This window comes from Pseudogracilibacillus sp. SO10305 (genome assembly GCF_037072005.1).
Classification (GTDB): domain Bacteria; phylum Bacillota; class Bacilli; order Bacillales; family Amphibacillaceae; genus Pseudogracilibacillus; species Pseudogracilibacillus intestinigallinarum.
Window position 1 is genome coordinate 84,255 of the sequence record NZ_JAXHDE010000006.1, and the last position, 20,781, is coordinate 105,035.

Genomic DNA, 20,781 nt, shown 5'->3' on the forward strand with positions numbered 1-20,781 from the left:
ACTCACTACTATTAAACTATAAGAAGTCAAAACAATCAATCTATTATGTATTTGCTTATCATCAAAAGTATCACAATTTCCCTTTCATCCTGTGTTGAAGACCCCATAAACTTCGTATTTTACATTTTCATTATAACTTAAGATATCAAAGATTTTCTTATGAGTGTCACCATCATCTATTTTAATTCTGGATTTAATATCAAATTGTAAAATACTATCTTCATAACGTCTTGAATTATTGATCAGCACTGCAATACAATTTAATTTGTTATTTAATAGTTTGATAAGATTTTCTACTTTAATCTTTTCGTATTCTTTAATCCTTATTTGAAATGTTGCATTCCTATAAGTTACTGAATCTAAGAAAACATCGTCATTTGACTTTGCTTCTTTTTTGTTAAAAATAAACTTAATTAATTTACCAAATACACCCTTAAACCACCCTGTAAGCCATCCTATTATTGATAAAATTATGCTACCAACTACTGTTGTAATGAGAAGCACTGTATCAATTGAATTAAATAATTCTGACATTTTACTTATATCACCTCATAGCTATATTAACATACAAGAGGTTAATATTAACGAGTAAAAGACAAAATAAAAACCCAGACAATTAAGTCTAGGTTTAATAAATCTTTATTTAGTTTACAAGCAAAGCGTCAGAAATATGATAACCGCCGAATTCTAATGAGTATGCACAGTCTTCAATTTGAGCGAAATTCATATTATCTAATGCACTTTTCATATTATCTACAACATTTTGAAGCTCATCTACACCCTCAATAGCCAATGAGTGTTTCCCACTCTCTTCTGCTGGAGTGTTTAAATCTCTTATTCTGTCCATGCAATCTGACATACTATCAATAGTAGAATTAAAGTACATAGACCATTCTTCATCATGTATTACATCATTATTAAATGTGAATTCATCGTATAGGAAGTTTATATCACTTAAATATACAATCATTTCTTCTAAAGTATAATCTAATTCTCCAAGGTTGTACTGAGAAGATTCCTTAGCGTCGTTATCCAGAGTAGATGATTCTGATCCTGTATCTAAATCATCGTTAGAGCTTGACTCTTTTGGATTATAAAAAGTCTTATCGCTTGTGTCATCTGATTTAGTCATATCAACATCTTCGTTATAGACTATTTCTTCATTTGCTTCATCGTTTGATTCATTGTTTTTATCATCGAATACAGTGTTATCTGAAAAACCAGACATTATTTTTACAATTACAGCCACAACTAATACGAGTGTCATTACTGTGGAAAATACTTTGATTTTTGTCTCTCTATCCATTTCGTTATTCCTCTCACAATTTTAATATACTATCAATGTAATCTTCGTTTTCGTCGCTTTTTTATTTAAACACCCCCGAAAATAATAAGCAAAAAATAACAAAGCAAATTATATAGCTTATAACTCCTATTCCAGCTTCAATTAATTCTTCCTTTTCGTATTCGTATTCTGATAACCCTCTTTCCTCTGTAAACTTGCCTTTCTTAGTAATTTCAACATAAGTTCCATCTGCTCTCTTCTCAACTTTCTTTTAGCTATTATAATCAGCTACTGCACTATGCAATTGTAATCATTACTATTTAACTACAAACAGAGTGAATAATCAACTAAACTAGTGTCATATAACTATTAATCCTGTCGTTCGCAATATTATAATAATCTTTATCCATCTCAAACCCTATGAAATCTCTATTCGTATTTATACATGCTACTGCTGTGCTTCCACTACCTATAAACGGGTCAAGCACAACATCACCTTTATCACTACTTTTATTAATCAGTAGCTCCAATAACTCCACAGGTTTTTGATGACTATGCAACAAACCATTTCCTGCAATTCTATCAAACTGCAATATATCTGAGTGTCTTTTTCTACCATCAACTTTATTCAACTCTCGTCTACCTTTATGAGCGAACAAAATACACTCATATTGTCCAGCATAAGCACCTTTTAAATCACCCATTGACCAATTATTCTTCATCCAGATAATATTATTTTTAACATTAAAACCAACTTCTTCTAACATGGGCTTTTGCTCATCTACCTTATCCCATCGAGTAAACCAGTATAAATGACTGTTATCCTTTAGTACTCTATGTAATTGAATTGCGACATCTTCTAATAAATCAATATTATCTTTGTCGTTCAGTATTCCGTTCACACTTTTCAGATTACTTTTTGTACGATAATTACTATTAAAATTAATGCCATATGGTGGATCGACTACCGCTAAATCAATAATATTATCTTTTATTCGTTGCATACCAATTATGCAATCTTCGTTGTAAATTTTATTTAATTCAATCATGCAATCAATCCAAACTCTTTCAAGTCTTCTTTTACTTTATCCAGTTGATTAATCAATTCTTTTTCTTTATTACTCAATTGCACACTTTTATAGGTTACCTCGTTCACGATTTTTTCAATTGTCGAATAAGTTCTCTCAAACTTTTTACTATAATAATTACAGAAATCGTTTTGCTTATATTGGCTTTGACTTGTAAAACTTCCTTTACCAATCTCAAATATCTCACATCGTTTTTAGATAAACGTTTCGCATTTGATTCACTCATCTTTTTCCGAACAACATCGCAAAACTGCTCAGTATGTCTAATCAAACGTAAGTTATCAATACTATTATCATGCTTAACACCATTAACATGATCAATTTCCAATCTAAACCGCATCCATGATTTAGGTTTAACCTGCTTATGCGCCGACATCATAACTTGATGGATTGAGATTGCTGTTGATTTCTTCTGATCATTAATCAAAGTTGAATACACATATCCAAACCTCTTATTCGGCTTGGGATTTAACCATCTATTCGCTTTGATACTAAACACCTTTCCTCGTTCTAAATCAGCCATATATTGACTAAAGTTTGGAATGGCAGTTAATTCATGTACTCCAGCATCATCAATAATTTCAATTAATTCAAACGTGCCATCTGCATTCTTTTGATAAACCTTATCTACACATTTACCGTTGACCCTATCCTCCACTATTACCTTTACATCTTTTCCGATTTCCTCTTCAAATCCATTTAAAATACTATTAATCATAATCTTACATCGTCCTTTTCCACTTTTTTTGTTTAAAATAAAAAATAGCTCAGTCCTCGTGAGGATCATGAGCTTGTTCGATTCATATACTTTGAAAAAATACCAATCCATAATTTAAAATTGAAATCTTTGCAAAATATACAAAAATAGAGTTTTGGTATAGCTGACTCTTAAACAGTTTTTAAAAGGTTGATTTTATTAGTAAAGGTTCTTTTTATAAAAATAAAAAAGACGAATCACAGGGGATGCGACTCGTCTAAAAAGGTGGCAATTATTTAGTTTTTACGTAATGAAATCCGAGTGCTAAACCAATTAAAGCTGATAATAATTCCACTTTACCAACTCCAATGTAATTAATTCTCCCACTCTCTCTTCTACTACTATATTACAAATTTGACAACTATAATTTAAAATAATTCTGCAACTTTCTTATAACCGTCTGTATTATCTGCTAAATGAACTACATTGTCACTAAATCCATCTACAGACTTGCCCACGTTCTTAATATAATCATTAAATGCTCTAATAGTTCCCATCACAAATTGATCCTGTTGTCTTTTTGTAAACGTTACTTCTTCATAGTTTTCATACACTTTATTATTTAATATTCCAAGCAATAAAGTTCGATTTGCCTTAGTTGCATTGTCCATTAATACATCCGCAATATCTTCTTCGTAATCATTCACATTATCTTTAAAATACTGGATCGTAAACCCAAAATAATCGAATAAATCTGTTACATCAAACGTTGCAATTTTTGCATAACTATCTAAATAATCTCTTACAACGTCATACAACTCTCTATTACTATGTAATTGATTCATTATTTTCCAATTCAAAAATTCTTTCTTAACTTTATTTTTAGCTGTCGCAATTGCTTTTGTAACGGCTTGTTTACTTACTCCCAGCTCATCAGCAATCGATTGATGTGTTGCTCCTTCGATATTTGATAAATTGTAAATCTCCAACTGTCTCGATGTCAGTATCTTATCTAATCCGCCTAAACTTTTAATGTAACGCTCAAATTTATTATCAGTTCTTAAAATATTGAAATACTCATCATATGCTACATCGTCATAGTGTGTTTGCTCTGTTCCGTCTTTTGTAATATAGCTTTCTGACAACACTTGATCAACATTCTGTATTTCCGTGTTCACTTTTCTTGTAACAAAGCCAAATAATTCATCACTTGCCCAGTTAACAATTTGTGCTGGCTCAAATCTTAAATCAGCTTTATCAAATACTCGCTCATATAATCCATTTATAAAAAAGTTAAGCAAATCATTGTAACTTACAAATCCCCCATATTCCTTAATGATTCCATTGAAAATAAAATTTAAACTTTTGTCACGAAAAGTAACCTTTGTACCATTTTCTCCATCAATGCTAACAATAATAAGTTGATTTAAAGCTGTTGATTCCATACCTTTACTTTGATAATCAGCGATATAATCCTTTAATGTGATAAACCCTGTTTCTTGTACTTGCACCTTTTCTGTCTTTTTCATCCAATAAATTCTCCTTATTTTCGCCTGCGTTGCAAGCGTTCATTTATTCACTCCCATCATTTGATTTATCCCTTTTTGTTTGAAGGAGTCTCCTTTAACGAGACCCCTCTTAAATTAAATTTTACTTCGCATACTTTTTAGCTAACCATTCGGCGCCTTTTGCTGTTACAAGTGTTACATTCTGATTGCGATTATACCCTCCACGACTGATTGGCTTAACTGCTACCTCAAAGTAACCCCTATTTACAAATGATTGATAAGGTTGATTATCATTCATTAAAATTTCATCATCCCGTAATTGAGCGAATAACTTATTACGACCCCAGCCAATATTTTTGGCTACTTCGTTCATGTTCATATTATTTTTAGCTTCGATGAAATGTTCATAGGTTTTAACTTTTGGCTTATCAATTTCAATTTGTTGCTTCAATTTTTTACTCTGTTGCTCTGCTTTCTTTCTTGCCTCTTGCTCTTGTTTTAAGTTCGTTGCAAGTTGGATTAAAAAGTCTGGATTCGTTAAGGCTTGCTCAATAGTGTTTTCTGTCATATACGCTCCATGTTTTCGAATTGACGGTAGCACTTCTGACGTGATCCACTTTCTAAACTTTTTCGCTTGTGGCTTTCGACTATCTAAAACAACATCATATAATCCATCTTCATTTACGAAAGTTGTTTGTTGTTTTCCCCCTGCCGTTTGAAGGGGGTATGTTGAACATACACCCTTGCTAAGCCTTTGTTTTACTACTCTTGGAGCAACTTCTAAAACTCCGCACACGTCATTCAAGTTAAATAATGGCTCTCCACTTTTATCTAAAATAACTCTGACGTTCCCTAAATCCTCATGTTCAAATAATTGAAACTTATCATCATTTTCTTTTACATTGTCATTATCAACAACTAAACTCAGCTCTGCTTTAAAAACTTCATCATTCAACCAACTTTTGAAATGTTTAGCCTCATCATTTGCTGACATAGCAATCAAATCATAAACAGCATTTTGATTAATAAACAACGTGCTTTTGATCATCTGCTTATCTTTATCATTTAGTTGTTCCAGCACATAGTCAATGCTGTTAAAGTTAAGGATATGACATACATCCTCAGCAATTACCCAAACCTTTTCATTAATCCTAGCTGTTCTTACATCTGATAAATCATACTCGTAAATCCTTGGTAAAACCTTTGCACTGTTTCTCACTTCGAATCTCCACCTTTTTATGTTTGCTGACACGTTTTATTGCATCAGCCATTTGCCTCACTCCTTAGTTTTATTTTTATGCCCATATAAAAACTTATGATGCAATGCTAATTTTTCCAGATTTAAACCAGTCATAATTCGGAAAATAATTATTGGCATCTTGATATACTTGTCCATCGCTTCCAATAACCTTTTTATCTCTTGAATAAGCACCAACTCTTTTAATTAAAAATCCGTTTTCCTCGTCACATGCTTCATTCAGTATATCTTTTACACGTCTATCGCTTTTTAATGATAATAATTTACCCCATTGCCAAATTGCGTAAATCGCTCCAGTTGTTTCTCTTTCCCACTTTTTAACTGCACAAAACATGTAATACTGTCTTGTGTCCTTCATCGCTTTATAATGATCAAACAATACCTGCTCAAATCCACCGTTAATTTCGTTAAAAGTAATTGTTAACGCCCCATTGTTATCTTTTACATTTATAATACCTTTATTGACTAAGCTTTCCATTTGCACCATAATCTCTTTTTTATTGTCTGAAATCCTCTTTGTTGTCAGTGTTATAAATAACTTTAGTGCATCATAGGCTGTTTCAACTTCACCGTTCAAGTTTCTCTGCATGTAAAGATAAGAATAAACGTACAATTCCTTTTCATTTAATTGATATGGATTATCTTTTTCAGTGCTTGATAATGTCGTAAATAAATTGTAAACCTTAATAAAGTTTTCTTCTTTTTTTGTCATAATTTTGCATACTCCCTTTTTTGCTTATACACTTGTTCCTTATTTAATTGTTTTTATGCATTTCAATTGCCTTTTCCAGCTCATCCGTGCGATGAAATAAAAAGAATTTATTATCTGTTTGTTCATGTTTTGCACATGTTATCCATTTAAAACCTTCGTCGCTTAAGTCAAACATGAGTTTTCTATCATAACAGAAGAAAAAATCTTCACTTGTTAATGTTGTCAATTAATTTTCACCATTTTAATATTTCTTTTAACAAATCCGAATCATCTAATATAGTTATATTATACCATTTTTATGTATTATTTGCAAATTATATGGATGTGTGTTATAATAATGAATTTTGTATGTAGTTACTTACATTTCAACTTTGATTTCTTGTAAAAATAATTAAATTCATTTCAATCCTCGTCACAATTTAGTCACAACTCGTAAATGATACGCTATAAAAAACCTTCCTACTATATACAGGGATTAAGTCTCGATTTGGTACACATTTTAAAATTTACCTCTCTACTTACTACTAGGATTGAGAAATTAAATTCGACCCTATTTTTTAAATACCGTTTAAAAGGGGGTGCGCCCCGACCGCCGCCTTATACTATATATATCTCTGTATACTCTATCGTTTATTTGTAATTATAATCTTTCTGTATACTAGGTGCTTTCAGTACCGTTTTGGTACTTTTATTTCCGTATCTATGAAATTTTAGTACCATTTTGGTACTTTTATTTCTTAGCAGTAGAAATTTCAGTGCTAAAATGGTACTTTTATTTCCGACCATTTTTAAAATTTACTGGAAATAAGTGTACTTTTTAATACATAAAATTCTGATCCATCTTGAAATAAAAAAAGAGTGACATCACATCACCCTTATCAATGTATTAGTATATTATTACTTACTCTACACGCTCCCAATTCCGATTTAAGCCTTGTATTCCTGCTTCGTCTAAAGATGCTACAATGTTACGTTTTGCCATTTGTAATCCTTGTATGTATTTGCATAAATTATTTGCAGTTGTATATTTTTCTTCCCTTCTAAATTGTTTAACATCATTTTCCATTTTTCCAATTGCGATATTAATACGATCAATTGCATCATTAATGATATGTAATTCACTGTAGTTTTCTTTAATTATTTCCTCGTTTTTAACATCGATAGTTGTTGTCATTTTTTAGTTGTCTCCTTCTATATATTAATTGTAAATCCACTTGTCTTTTTTTAATATATCCAATTGGAATAATTTCATTAATCTAATCTTCACATCCAAACACTTTAAGGTGCTGAATTGCTTCGTTTATAGCTTGTTGCTTAATCATTTCCTTATTGTCGCTATGCATGAATACATTAACTGTAAGCGTGTGTGTATTTGTTTTAACAACACATTCATAATGATTCACTTGCATTGACCTTTCCTCCATATTAGAGGACTCCCCTTTAACTTAGAGTCCTCAATTTGATATTAACTTACTTTTTCACTATAATTAATTTGAGTGTTTTTATTATGCTTGTAAGGTGCGCCAACATCTTGCAAGCTTTTTTGTGCTTTTTTATCCTGTATTCGTTCAATGTGTTCTGCCAATAATCCGATCATCATTAAGCTAATAAATCCTATTATTAGAAATATCGGCATCGATAATATCGGTTGTGCTAATTCATTCATTTTTTCACCACCTTTTCGACAACTCTTTGTTGTCTAGACGTAATATAACACGACTACTTTACGTTGTCAATAGTTTTGACTATTTTTCTTAGTCAATAATGATATAATAATATGTGAGGTGATATTGAATGAAAATTAAATCGAATTTAAAACAATTATTAGATGATCGTAATATAAGCATTCGTGAATTAGAAAGACGTACAGATCTTAAATTTGAGACTCTTAGACGTTTATATCACGATGATAGTAAACAGTATCACAAAGAAACAATAGCTCGTGTATGCACTGTTTTAGATTGTAGAGTTGATGAATTATTACTGCTAGTCGATGATGACAACCCTCAATAGTGGAATAGTAATATATAGAGTAACTGCTATATGTAGTTGCTCTTTTTTTGTATTAATTTAATCAAATGTAGTTGACATGTCTTTGAGTTTTCCCCATCATCGGTAGGAAAGTATGGAAAACGGCTCTGGAGACAAAGTTGTTACCTACTTTTCAATCGAAAAAATAATCGAATGAAAGTAGATAGCAACAATCATCATCGTACAGGCTAAGTTATGGTTTCCGTGTCGTATGACTCCTGTTTAGTCAGTAGATTCCTCTACGACAAGCCTACACGCTCAAGTATCCCTTGCGGTTAGTTTATATTAGATTGCATAATAAACGTCTGTGGCTTGTCCTACGTGTCCTTAAACACATACCTCTCCTTCAACAGCACTATGGTAGCTTTCACCTTTCATCAGCGACACAAACAGGAAAATGTCATATGCTGACTAGACTTACTTATTGCATCGGCTAAGTCATAACCTTTCTCTTTGTTTTTTTATGTCGAGTTTTTGGCATACTCTCGACATGGCTTGTTACTTAAAAATTGCATCTCTTAATAAACCTTGCTATATCTCAATTTTTTTGATAATATAGAAAGTAACATTATAAGTGGCTTTAAGTGTTGAGCCTATTTAGTTTTATCGCCTTTTAGTTGTTGGTAGCAACTAAGAGGCGTTTTATTTTGCTTTATTTTAAATTGTCCAATGGACTAAATTTATTATGTTGTTGTCTTATCTCGTCTTCTGAAAAGTCTAAATACGCTTTTTGAGTGACTTCGGCACTGCTATGACCTAAAATGCGACTCAAGCTACTCCAATCACCTCCAGCTAATATATACGCTTTAGCAAAGGAGTTACGTAGCATATGCACATGTACATTTACACCTACACGATCACCTACCATCCTCAACGAACGATTCAAATTGCGTACATTGAGTTTCGTTCCTTTAATTGTTGGGAATAGGTAATCACTATCGCTAAATCTTCACGATATTTGAGCCATCTTTTTAACTCACTGCTCATTTTACGACTAAAATAAACAAATCTTTCTTTGTTATTTTTGGGATTACGAATAAGTAAAGAATTAAACTTAAAATCAATATCATTTGTTTCTAGCTCACATGACTCTGTACCACGTATTCCAGTGTCGTAAATTAACCTAATCTGAATAAATAAACGATATTCGTGGAATTTTGTAATATCCATTGCATTAAATAATTTATTTAACTCGTATGGTTCTAATTTTTCCTTTTGTTTGCGTTGTGGCTTAATGTTTTTAATATTGCGTACTGGATTTTCCAGTATTTCACGTTCATTGTATAAAAAATTAAAAAAGACTTTAATGTTCCGGGTGTAATTGGCAATAGTACTAGACGATAATTCCTGCCCTTTGTCAATCCTTCTATCTGGATAATTAATGCCCTTACTGCGTTCGTTTGCTACGACAGTGTATTTACCACGATCACGTAAATGTTGTATATACTGTCTTATGTGTCGACTTTTAACTTGTTTTACGTCATTAATGTCATGTTCATTTTTTAGATAAATTTGAAATAGTCGTAAAGTTTGTTCATAAGACGATAAAGTTTTACGTGATAAGTTTTTTGAGTCGCAATAAAGCATAAAATTATCAAGCTGAAACTAAAAATTGTCCATAAAAAAACCTCCTACTCATTGATTTAAAATCAATAAATAAGAGATTTATCATTTATTACAATATTTATATTAGTTTATAGCCTTAAAAAGCAATTTATTGCTCATTGGTATCAATGCATATATCCTCCACAAACGCTTTTAAACCAATAATCAACCCACTTTCGCATTTAACCTTAACCTGTCAGCTAGCATGGCGATAAATTCGGAGTTGGTCGGTTTTGCTTTGGCAATATTCACTGTATAACCAAACATTTCCGTAATAGAGTCGATATTTCCTCTATCCCATGCAACTTCAATTGCATGACGTATCGCCCGTTCCACCCTTGATGGAGTCGTATTGTATTTCTTTGCAATATCTGGGTATAAAATTTTTGTAATCGCACCGAGCAATTCGACATCTTCGTACACCATTTGAATTGCTTCACGGATATATAAATATCCTTTAATATGTGCTGGTACACCGATTTCGTGCATGATATTCGTAATAGTTGTCTCAATATTTTCCTTTGATACATTTTTTGTCTTTTCATTTGAAACAAGCGATTGTGTTGCATAAATATTTTCACGATTCATTATTTCACGAATCTTTGTCATTAAATGTTCGAAATCAAATGGTTTTAACATAAAATAAGAAACACCATAATTTAATGCTTGTCGCATTACCTCTTCTTGCCCAAAAGCCGTTAGCATAATCACTTTAGGTTTTTCTTCCATCGATTCATTCATCCATTTTAATACAGCCAGTCCATCTTTATGTGGCATAATAATGTCAAGTAATACAACATCTGGCTTTACACTCATTAATTTTTCGACACATTCAACTCCATCATGTGCAATACTCACTACTTCCATGTCCTCTTGTTCAGAAATATACGCGTGTAAAATATTGACCAGCTCTCGATTGTCATCGGCAACAGAAATTTTAATTTTCCCCAATCATCCACACCCCTTATAAATTGCTTTCTATATGTATTATTCGACAAGATTACATTTATTCCTTCACAAAGAAGAAAAAACTTTCTGTCCGTAGACAGAAAGTTTATGCGGCATCATTCTTCTCTTTCATTGTTAATTCAGCTTCCTCTAACATCCACTCGATATGCACACCATAACCTGATGTTGGATCGTTGACGAAAACATGTGTTACAGCACCAATTATTTTGCCATTTTGAATGATCGGACTTCCGCTCATTCCTTGAACAATCCCACCGGTTTTATCTAATAAGCGTTTATCAGTTACTTTTAATACAATTCCTTTCGTCGCTTTGAACGGTTGTTTTGATGCGTGTAAAATTTCCACATCAAATTTTTCTATTTTATTTTTTTCAATGACCGTCCATATTTCAGCAGGGCCTTTTTCAATTTCATGTGCAAAAGCAATGTCTAGTGGTTCTTCATTTTTTAATAAAGTATCATTTAAAGTACCATAAATTCCAAAAGGACTATTTTTTACAACATTTCCTAATTTATCTTGTTTCATTGAGAATGTTGCTTTTTTCTCACCAGGAATTCCTTTATTTCCTTTTTTAATACTCGTTACATTCGATAAAACAATTTTCCCATCATGAATGTTTACAGGTTTATTCGTCGCAGCATCATTTACTGTATGTCCTAATGCTCCATATTTTTTTGTTGTCGGATCATAAAATGTAATAGTACCAATACCAGAAGAAGCATTCTTCATATAGAGTCCAATTTGATATTTATTTTCTTTTTTGTTTTTTACTGGTTTGACGTTTGTAGAAATTTCTTTTCCATTTCTTTTTAACGTAACGGCTATATTTTTATTTTTCGCCGCAGATTTTTCTACAATCGTAGGAATTTCGTTAATGTCTTTAATTTTTTCATCATTCATTGATAAAATAATATCGCCAACTCTAATGTTTGCTTGTTTTGCTGGTGATGTTACATTTTTTCCATCTAATTCATGATGACCAACGACAACTACACCCGTTGATTGTAATTGTATTCCGATCGACTCACCACCTGGTACAACCTTTTTTCGTGTTTCATTTGCTGCTTGAATTTGCTTCAATGGTACTTGATTTGCGTAAAATGTCATTTCTGTTTCATCTGGAGATGTAGTGGTAGTTACTGCTGTTTCATAAGATTTGTCACTAAAATATTGGAGGTTTGTTTCGACATTATTTGGAATATCGGTAAAAATAGATGTTATGGAAGAAAACGGTGTGTATAGAAAGAGTATAAGAATAAAAAAATAAAAAAGACGAATGAATTTTTTCTGTACATGCAATTTTGGTCAGCTCCTCATTCGTTTTTGTTTCGATATGTTTAATGTGACCAAAAAGGCATTATTTTAAACGAGCAAAACTTAAGCAAATTTGTGTTTTTTTGGATGATTGAAAAAAAGAGGAAATGTAAGAGACGATGTAAATAGTGCTATGTGTAAGAAAATGTCCATATTAAAACTGAATGGTGCAATTACCATCCAGTTTTAATATACCGTTCGTTTAAATTCATTTGTTAAATGCAATAATTGTTGAGCATGTTCAATTGCTGTTTCGGTTAATTCAGTTCCAGTAAACATTTTACCAATTTCATTTATTTTTTCATCATTGGATAAATCCGTTATTTTTGTTGCTGTACGCTCATTTACTTCATGTTTTTCGATAAGTAAATGGTTATCTGACATGGCAGCCACTTGTGGTAAGTGTGTAATACATAATACTTGTGCGTTTTTTGTAATTTCATACATTTTTTCTGCGATTGACTGTGCAACGCGTCCACTTACACCTGTGTCAATTTCATCAAATATTACTGTTTGAATTTGATCATGTTTGGAAAAAATATTTTTTAATGCAAGCATAATTCGTGAAAGTTCCCCACCAGAGGCAACTTTCGCCAATTCATTTAACGGCTCTCCAATGTTCGTACTGACCATAAATGTAATTTGATCTATTCCTTTTGCATACAATGTATTGGTGTCATTTTTTTTGAAATGAACAGAAAAAGTCGCATTTTCTAAATAGAGATCTTTTAATTCCACCTCAATCTCTTTTTCCAATGACAGTGCAGCTTTTTTTCTTGCGGAATGCAACCGTTTCGCAATGATTAATGCTTCGTCTTCTAATACTGACATTTCTTTCTCTAATTGAAGTAAATGATCTTCTTTATGTTCAATTTCATCAATTTCTCGTTCAATTTTTACTTTATATTTAAAAATTTCTTCTATGTTTAAACCATATTTTTTCTTTAAATGATTTATTTCATTTAACCTGCTTTCAATGTCATTCAATTCGTTCTCATCATAATATAAAGTGTCAATATATTGACGCAATGAAAAACTAATTTCCTCTAGTTGGTAAAATAAAGAGGACAAATCATCTGCATGGTGTTCTATATTCTCATCTAAATCCTTTACTTGTTGTAAATTATTTTGGGCAATATCGAGTAATTCGAGAGCGTATTTGTCATCAGCTAATAAACTGTATGCTTCATCAACTGTCCGATATAGTTTTTCATGATGGTGTAATTTATTTCTTTCATCTGTTAATGCTTCATCTTCACCTATTTGTAAATTCGCTTCTTCAATTTCATGTAATTGAAATTGAATGAAATCTAAACGATGTACCATATCTTGTTCATTCGTTTGTAATTGCCGATGTTTTTGTTTCAATTTAATTAATTTCGTATATAATGCATCATACGTTTTTATTAATGGATAAATTTGTTTTTCATCGTAAGCATCTAATAATTGTATATGTGTTTCTTCATCCATTAACTGGATAGTATCATGCTGGCTATGGATATTTACTACTTTTTGACCAATCTCTTTTAAAACAGATAAAGTCACGATTTTATTGTTTATTTTACAAATACTTTTTCCTTGCTTTGTTATAGTTCGCTCAAGTACTAACATTTGATCGTGAATATCAATGTCATAAAAATTAGCCACTTCTTTCACATGATCATCCTCATCTTTTAATGAAAATAAACCACTAATTTCCGCCTTTTTTTCTCCATGACGAACATAATGAACGGATGCACGAGCACCTGCTAATAATTCTACTGCATCAATAATAATCGATTTTCCGGCACCAGTTTCTCCAGTTAATACTGTTAATCCTTCATGAAACGTAATCGATATATCATCAATAATAGCGAAATTTCTTATCGATAGTTCGGTTAACAACGGTCATCACCTCGCAATTTGTTACATTATAACATTTGCACGATACGTTCTTTTACTTCTACCGCATGTTCTTCTTCTCGACAAATAATGAGGCACGTATCATCCCCACAAATTGTACCGAGAACTTCTTCCCACTCAATATCATCAATTAATACTCCAATCGCATTTCCGTTTCCAGGAAGCGTTTTTAATACGATAAAGTTCTTCGCATGATCAATACTAACGAATGCTTCCATAATTAATCGTTCTAATTTCTCAAGTGGATTGAAACGTTGTTCTGTTGGTAAGCTGTATTTATATATACCTGTTTTTGATGGTACCTTTACAAGGTGTAACTCCTTTATATCACGTGATACTGTCGCTTGTGTTACATTAAACCCTAAATTTTTTAAACGTTCCACAAGTTCATCTTGTGTTTCAATTTCATTTTCAGAAATTATTTCCCTAATTTTAAAATGTCTCTTTGATTTACTCATTTCCTTCTCTCCTGCTCAATATTATTTAAGTGTATCATGTGCTTCTTTGACAATATCTGGGATCTTATCCATTATGGGCGTAGAAATATCCACTATTTCATCGATATATAAATGTGCTAAAAACTCAATATTTCCTTCACCACCTGTAATCGGTGAGAATGATAAATTTTTACACATCATCCCTTCGTTTTCAACAAATGAAATAATTTTTTCTAACACTTCTACATGTACCTTTTTATCTTTGATGACACCCTTTTTTCCAACTTGTTCTCGTTCTGCTTCGAACTGTGGTTTAATTAATGCGATAACATCTGTCCCATTTTGCGCAATCGTTTTTAATACTGGCAAAATAATTTTTAATGAAATAAACGATACATCAATCGTTGCAAAACTTGGTAATCCTTTATCAAAAAATGACTGTTCTACATGACGAAAGTTCGTTCTTTCACGAACGATGACACGATCATCGGAACGTAATTTCCAATCCAACTGGTTATATCCCACATCGATAGCATACACTAAATTTGCACCATTTTGTAAAGCACAATCAGTAAAACCGCCAGTTGAAGAACCGATATCTACCATAATTTTATTTTCAACAGATACATCGAATGTTTGTAATGCTTTTTCTAATTTAAATCCACCCCGACTTACGTATGGCAACTGTCCCTTAACAGTAAGTGGGATACTTTCATCAACTTTTACGCCAGGCTTATCTAAGCGTTCATTTTCAGAAAATACCTGTCCAGCCATAATAAGTCGTTTTGCCTTTTCACGTGTATCGATTAAATTTCGTTTAACTAACAGTACATCTAGTCGTTCTTTGCTCATTTATTTCTTCCTTTTTTCTTATTTTTATCTTGATTATTTTTTGTTGACGAAAAGATATTTATTTTCATTTTCTCTTGAATAAAATAAATTGCTTTCCCTGTCATTAATAAAATACTTGTCGATGCGTTCATCGCAAAATATTTCCCTAATGCTTTGCCGCCAACAGTTAACGCAGCAATCAGGCTTGTTAATACAATGGATAATGTTAATTGCATCGGTGATTCTGGACTCTCGTTCATTAAATTACCTATTTCAATAATAACAATTGCCAATGCACTACCACTTATAATACCAGATATATCACCAATAACATCATTACAAAAACTGGCGAATTTATCCGCATTTTTATAAATTAAAACAGCTTCTCTTGCACCTGTAACTTTTTCTGCCGCCATTGCATGTAATGGCCTTTGATCTGCTGCAGCTGCTGCAATACCTAACATATCAAAAAAGATTCCAATTACGACAAAAAATAAAACAAGTATCATACCGAGCATCCAAGAGACTTTCGGTAAGATCGTAGAAGAAAAACTTGAAAAAATAGCCGCTAACACGAACGTGATAACGGCTATCGTTAAACTAAATTTTATCGAACTTTTTATTTTTTCATTCATATGTATATCATACCTTATTCATGTCATCATAGTATAGAAGGAATGGTCATTTATAAAGTTAAGACTGCGGCTTAGGTCCAGTAGGTTTTCCCAGATGGATACCTAGTGTCGCCACCAAGGCAGTTCCCTTTTAAACCCATCTTAACTTGTCGCCAAAAGTTAGACTGGATTACCACTTAGTCCGCACTATAATCCCTTATAAATGTCAACATGAACAGCCTAGGAGCTTTCCTCTAACAGTCTTTAACCTATTTCTAGCCTCTTTTGCAACACCGATTTCATAAAGCGCTACAAAATAATGAAGTATTGGCCACCTACTTATTATTTTAAAAACTTTAATCCCCTCGGCAATCACTCAAGGCAGGCTACGCTGTCTTTTTATGAAAGAACTTAATCCTTCGACAGGTTCATACCCCATTCCATCACGCCTCCGTATCGGTAGACCGTGACAGAGATGGGCCTCCGCGGTAAATGGGTCAACGCCCACATGCCTTTGTGGATCGCCCATAAACCTTAACCCCCAGCATCGACCCAAGGCTGGGCGCCTCAAGCCGACACAAGGAACTTCATCGATATGCCCTTTGGCAGATTTTTAGGCCCGCCTTCAAAATAGGGGGACTGACTAGGATACTGCACCATTCCATTATTAAAAACATTATATCATGAAAAAAACTAGAAATCCATGAACGAAACAGTTTTTATTAATGGTCGCGTTCACCAAAATAATATAGAAGTTGTTCTAAATAAGATTGTTCTATATTTGCTTCTTGTAATGCTTGTAAAGCTTTTTCCGTATATGCAGATAAATGATTTTTCGCACCTTCTAATCCGAGTAAATTTGGATATGTACTCTTTTCATTCTCTTCATCACTACCGACGGGTTTTCCTAACTTTTCTTGATCGCCAATCACATCTAAAATATCATCCTGTACTTGAAAAATAATCCCTAAATAGTATGCGAATTTTTTTAGATGTGTTAATTGTGTTTCTGTCGCATTACCTAAATACGCTCCAGCAATAATCGCAAAAGAAATTAACTTTCCTGTCTTATGTTCGTGTACTTTTTCAAGTTCTTCCAACGAGAGAGTGCTCATCTCTCCTTCCATATCTAAAACTTGCCCCGCTACCATACCTTCTGGACCACTTGCATGGGATAACTCAGTGATTAAAAAAACTTTTTCTTCTGCAGTTAGAAGTTCATCTTCTGCAATTAATTCAAAACTATTTGTTAACAATGCATCACCGGCTAAAATAGCTGTTGCCTCGTCGAATTTTTTATGGTTAGTTAAAGCACCACGTCGATAATCATCGTCATCCATTGCAGGTAAATCATCATGGATTAATGAATAAGTGTGAATCATTTCTAATGCTGCTGCAGTACGTAAAGTTTTCGCTTCATCCGTTTTTTTAAACGAATGATAACTAGCAAGGAGCAATATCGGTCGTAATCTTTTTCCACCAGCAAGCAATGAATATTCCATGGAAGCCTTTAAATTTTCTGGAATATTCGTATCCGTATATAAAGATGATAGCTTCTGTTCCACTATTTCTTTTCCTTGTTGAATATAATTTTTTATAGAATAATTCAATTATATTAATCCTCCAATACTTCGTCATAAGGTTGTGTCGTTCCATCCGCTTGCATTAATTCCGTCATTTTTTCTTCTGCGTTTTTTAACATACGATTACATTGTTTTGATAACTTCATACCTTCTTCGTATAAAGCCATCGATTTTTCTAATGGGATTTCATCATTTTCTAAAGATGCAACTATTTCTTCTAATTTTTTTAATGCTTCCTCAAATGAAAGTTCATTTAATTGTTCACTCATTATTCTGGCTCCTCCGTATTTCCTGTACTTGACAGTATAAGTCACCATCATGCAATTTAATTCTAATAGAATCATTTGTTTCTACATTTTTTATCGACTTAACGACACGATCCTCTCCATCATAAGGTAATGCAAATCCCCTCTTTAAAATGTGTAGCGGATTGACGAGTGTTAACTTATCAATCATGTGTACAAATTGTTGGGTTGACTGTCGGATATGTTGTACCGTTTTATCTTCCAATCGGCTACTTAAGAATTGTACCTTTTCATGTAATTGCTTTAACTTACGGTCAGGATGATAAAAGGATAATTTTGTTTCAATTTGTTGTACACGATGTTGTGTACGGTATAATTTCCCTTCTATTTGTTGCTGTAAACGATCATCCAATGTATCGACAAATTGTTGCTTTTCATAGATGATTTGTTTTGGCATTTGAAATGTTGGTGATTGTTCTATTCTCTGCAACAATTCTTTTCGACGAGCAATATTTAATTGTAATAATTGCTTTAAACGAACGGACATATGTAGTAGATTTTCTTCTACATCGATAATGGAAGGTACTGCTAATTCTGCTGCACCCGTTGGTGTCGGTGCACGTAAATCCGACACAAAATCTGTTAAAGTCGTATCTGTTTCATGTCCAATTGCACTAATAATAGGAATGTTCGAAGCAAATACTGCTTCAATCACTCTCAATTCATTAAATGCCCATAAATCTTCTAATGAGCCACCACCACGACCAACAATTAACGTATCAAATGTTTGAACACGATTAGCTAATTCAATCGCTTGTGCAATCGATTCTTTCGCTTCATTTCCTTGTACAATTGCAGGAATAACGGTTATTTGTACAATCGGATACCTTCTTTTAATAGTCGTTATCATATCACGTACAGCGGCACTTGTCGGTGAAGTAACAAGACCTATAGAAGTCGGGTATGTAGGAATACTCTTTTTATGGTGCATATCAAATAACCCACGTTTTTGTAAGTCTTCCTTTAATTGCTCATACGCTAAATAAAGTGCTCCAATTCCGTCAGGTTCCATTTCTTTTATATATAGTTGATATTGTCCATATTGTTCGTAAACTGTTACTTGCCCTCTAACCAGTACGTGCATACCATTTTCAGGACGAAATTTCACATGACGATTATCTCCATAAAACATAACAGCAGGAATTCTTGCGCCATCATCTTTTAAAGTTAAATACATATGCCCATTTCGATGTAAATTGAAATTCGATATTTCCCCTTTTATATAAATTTCTTGCAAATGAGGGTCAATATCCATTTTCTTCTTTAAATATCTTGTTAAAGCAGTGATAGTTACATAGCGTTTTTGCACTATTGTTCTATCCTTTTCGCCGCTTCAATCGTATTTCTTAATAACATCGTAATGGTCATAGGTCCAACACCTTTTGGTACGGGTGTTATGTATGATGCAACTTGTTTTACATCTTCAAAGTCTACATCTCCTGTTAAAGTACCTTCTTTTGTACGGTTTACTCCAACATCTATCACGACGGCACCTTCTTTAACATAACTTGCATCAATCACATGTTCTTTTCCTACCGCAACAATTAAAATATCAGCTTGTTTGGTAATGTCTTTCATATTATTCGTTCTTGAATGACAATACGTAACTGTCGCATTTTCATTTAGTAATAATTGTCCAACAGGTTTACCAACTATATTACTTCTTCCAATTACTACTGCATATTTGCCTTCAGTTTCAATTTGTTTTGATTGGATCATTTGTAGGATCCCATGTGGGGTACAAGGTAAAAATGTTTCTTGACCAGTCATCATTTTTCCGACATTAATTGGGTGAAATCCATCTACATCTTTTTTTGGATCAATTGCTTCAATTACTTTTTGTTCATCAATATGTTTTGGGATTGGTAACTGTACCAAAATACCGTGTACCGTTTCATCGTTATTTAGACAATCAATTTCCGCTAATAATTCCGCTTCCGAAATGGATGCATCTTTGCGGATAATCTCTGAAATAATTCCGGCTTCGTTACACGCTTTATGTTTTCCTTTTACATAAGATTGTGATGCAGGATCATCTCCTATTAAAATGACGGTTAATTTAGGGAAAATCTTATTGTTATTTAATGCTGCAACCTCTTGTTTCATTTTTTCACGCAAATTACTCGCTAATTCTTGACCGTTTATTACTTCCGCTGTCATAAAAATGCCTCCCTAACTATTTAATTAATTTTGCTAAAACTCCATTAATAAATTTACCTGATTTTTCATCACCATATTTATGTGCTAGTTCCACTGCTTCATTAATGGAAACAGCTGTTGGTACATCATCTACATGCTTAATTTCATATATAGCAATACGTAAAATTGTTTTTTCCACTAATGCAATCCGGTCAATGGTCCAATTCGTTAAATGTTCTTTCAGCATATTATCGACGTCTTCTTTATACGCTATAACGCCATGTACAATTGTTTTAACGAATGTTTCCTCTATATGTTCTTCCGTGACTCCCTCTTCATTTAAGTCAACAGAAAATAAAAGTTTAAATGCTTCTTCTCTAGCAGCTCTTCGCTCCATGAATTTTGTTCCCTTCTACTTATCATTGTTAATCTTTATCATTATTTTATCATAACATGACAAATTAAAAGTTACTAATAGGAACAAAGAAAAAGGTTGGAATAA

Annotated in this window: 23 protein-coding genes and 1 pseudogene; 1 reads left to right on the top strand and 23 read right to left on the bottom strand. The window is 32.6% G+C overall.

Features of this window, described 5'->3' with window-relative positions:
* Positions 1-84 precede the first annotated feature (84 nt).
* The 11 genes from SPD45_RS06775 to SPD45_RS06825 form a co-directional block, all read right to left on the bottom strand.
* The gene (locus tag SPD45_RS06775; protein WP_336266982.1) at positions 85-534 is read right to left on the bottom strand and encodes a hypothetical protein; all 450 of its coding nucleotides are present in this window, start codon (positions 532-534) and stop codon (positions 85-87) included.
* 109 nt (positions 535-643) lie between these two features.
* A complete protein-coding gene (locus tag SPD45_RS06780) occupies positions 644-1,306 on the bottom strand; it encodes a hypothetical protein (protein WP_336266983.1) in 663 nt (220 codons plus the stop codon).
* A gap of 326 nt (positions 1,307-1,632) precedes the next feature.
* Positions 1,633-2,334 (bottom strand): DNA-methyltransferase, encoded by a 702-nt coding sequence (locus SPD45_RS06785; RefSeq protein ID WP_336266984.1) that lies wholly within the window; start codon positions 2,332-2,334, stop codon positions 1,633-1,635.
* Positions 2,335-2,437: 103 nt separating this feature from the next.
* Complete coding sequence (locus SPD45_RS06790; RefSeq protein ID WP_336266985.1) at positions 2,438-3,091, bottom strand: HNH endonuclease; 654 nt, start codon at positions 3,089-3,091, stop codon at positions 2,438-2,440.
* A gap of 407 nt (positions 3,092-3,498) precedes the next feature.
* Entirely contained in the window at positions 3,499-4,599 is a 1,101-nt protein-coding gene (locus tag SPD45_RS06795; protein ID WP_336266986.1) for a hypothetical protein, read from the bottom strand.
* 121 nt (positions 4,600-4,720) lie between these two features.
* Entirely contained in the window at positions 4,721-5,797 is a 1,077-nt protein-coding gene (locus SPD45_RS06800) for a BRO family protein (protein ID WP_336266987.1), read from the bottom strand.
* A gap of 94 nt (positions 5,798-5,891) precedes the next feature.
* Positions 5,892-6,548 carry a hypothetical protein gene (locus SPD45_RS06805; RefSeq protein WP_336266988.1) on the bottom strand — a complete coding sequence of 219 codons (657 nt, stop codon included), beginning with the start codon at positions 6,546-6,548 and terminating at the stop codon, positions 5,892-5,894.
* 43 nt (positions 6,549-6,591) lie between these two features.
* Entirely contained in the window at positions 6,592-6,774 is a 183-nt protein-coding gene (locus tag SPD45_RS06810; RefSeq protein WP_336266989.1) for a DUF5659 domain-containing protein, read from the bottom strand.
* Between the two features lie 675 nt (positions 6,775-7,449).
* Positions 7,450-7,722, bottom strand: a complete 273-nt coding sequence (locus SPD45_RS06815; protein WP_336266990.1) for a hypothetical protein — start codon at positions 7,720-7,722, stop codon at positions 7,450-7,452.
* A gap of 82 nt (positions 7,723-7,804) precedes the next feature.
* On the bottom strand, positions 7,805-7,957 hold the full coding sequence (locus tag SPD45_RS06820) for a hypothetical protein (RefSeq protein ID WP_336266991.1): 153 nt from the start codon (positions 7,955-7,957) through the stop codon (positions 7,805-7,807).
* Between the two features lie 56 nt (positions 7,958-8,013).
* The gene (locus SPD45_RS06825) at positions 8,014-8,214 is read right to left on the bottom strand and encodes a hypothetical protein (protein ID WP_336266992.1); all 201 of its coding nucleotides are present in this window, start codon (positions 8,212-8,214) and stop codon (positions 8,014-8,016) included.
* A 128-nt stretch (positions 8,215-8,342) separates the two neighbouring features.
* On the opposite strand from SPD45_RS06825, the gene SPD45_RS06830 reads away from it, so the two are divergent.
* Positions 8,343-8,561 carry a helix-turn-helix domain-containing protein gene (locus SPD45_RS06830; RefSeq protein ID WP_336266993.1) on the top strand — a complete coding sequence of 73 codons (219 nt, stop codon included), beginning with the start codon at positions 8,343-8,345 and terminating at the stop codon, positions 8,559-8,561.
* A gap of 670 nt (positions 8,562-9,231) precedes the next feature.
* On the opposite strand, the pseudogene SPD45_RS06835 reads toward SPD45_RS06830, so the two are convergent.
* From SPD45_RS06835 to nusB, 12 genes and pseudogenes are all read right to left on the bottom strand, one after another.
* Positions 9,232-10,166 (bottom strand): annotated as a pseudogene (locus SPD45_RS06835) (tyrosine-type recombinase/integrase).
* 183 nt (positions 10,167-10,349) lie between these two features.
* Entirely contained in the window at positions 10,350-11,135 is a 786-nt protein-coding gene (spo0A, locus tag SPD45_RS06840; RefSeq protein WP_336266994.1) for a sporulation transcription factor Spo0A, read from the bottom strand.
* 103 nt (positions 11,136-11,238) lie between these two features.
* On the bottom strand, positions 11,239-12,453 hold the full coding sequence (gene spoIVB, locus SPD45_RS06845) for a SpoIVB peptidase (RefSeq protein ID WP_336266995.1): 1,215 nt from the start codon (positions 12,451-12,453) through the stop codon (positions 11,239-11,241).
* A gap of 201 nt (positions 12,454-12,654) precedes the next feature.
* The gene (recN, locus tag SPD45_RS06850; protein WP_336266996.1) at positions 12,655-14,352 is read right to left on the bottom strand and encodes a DNA repair protein RecN; all 1,698 of its coding nucleotides are present in this window, start codon (positions 14,350-14,352) and stop codon (positions 12,655-12,657) included.
* A gap of 26 nt (positions 14,353-14,378) precedes the next feature.
* Complete coding sequence (gene ahrC / locus SPD45_RS06855) at positions 14,379-14,828, bottom strand: transcriptional regulator AhrC/ArgR (protein WP_336266997.1); 450 nt, start codon at positions 14,826-14,828, stop codon at positions 14,379-14,381.
* 21 nt (positions 14,829-14,849) lie between these two features.
* On the bottom strand, positions 14,850-15,659 hold the full coding sequence (locus SPD45_RS06860) for a TlyA family RNA methyltransferase (protein WP_336266998.1): 810 nt from the start codon (positions 15,657-15,659) through the stop codon (positions 14,850-14,852).
* The gene (locus SPD45_RS06865; RefSeq protein ID WP_336266999.1) at positions 15,656-16,273 is read right to left on the bottom strand and encodes a hypothetical protein; all 618 of its coding nucleotides are present in this window, start codon (positions 16,271-16,273) and stop codon (positions 15,656-15,658) included. The genes SPD45_RS06860 and SPD45_RS06865 overlap by 4 nt, the downstream gene beginning before the upstream one ends.
* Positions 16,274-16,974: 701 nt before the next feature.
* Positions 16,975-17,862: a polyprenyl synthetase family protein gene (locus tag SPD45_RS06870; protein WP_336267000.1), complete on the bottom strand. Its 888-nt coding sequence runs from the start codon at positions 17,860-17,862 to the stop codon at positions 16,975-16,977.
* Positions 17,863-17,867: 5 nt separating this feature from the next.
* Entirely contained in the window at positions 17,868-18,104 is a 237-nt protein-coding gene (gene xseB / locus SPD45_RS06875; protein ID WP_336267001.1) for an exodeoxyribonuclease VII small subunit, read from the bottom strand.
* Positions 18,097-19,449, bottom strand: coding sequence for an exodeoxyribonuclease VII large subunit (gene xseA / locus SPD45_RS06880; protein WP_336267002.1), 1,353 nt, complete (start codon positions 19,447-19,449; stop codon positions 18,097-18,099). Before xseA ends, xseB begins: the two co-directional genes overlap by 8 nt.
* Positions 19,449-20,300: a bifunctional methylenetetrahydrofolate dehydrogenase/methenyltetrahydrofolate cyclohydrolase FolD gene (gene folD, locus SPD45_RS06885; RefSeq protein ID WP_336267003.1), complete on the bottom strand. Its 852-nt coding sequence runs from the start codon at positions 20,298-20,300 to the stop codon at positions 19,449-19,451. The genes xseA and folD overlap by 1 nt, the downstream gene beginning before the upstream one ends.
* A 16-nt stretch (positions 20,301-20,316) precedes the next feature.
* Positions 20,317-20,676, bottom strand: coding sequence for a transcription antitermination factor NusB (nusB, locus tag SPD45_RS06890; protein ID WP_336267004.1), 360 nt, complete (start codon positions 20,674-20,676; stop codon positions 20,317-20,319).
* Positions 20,677-20,781: the final 105 nt, after the last annotated feature.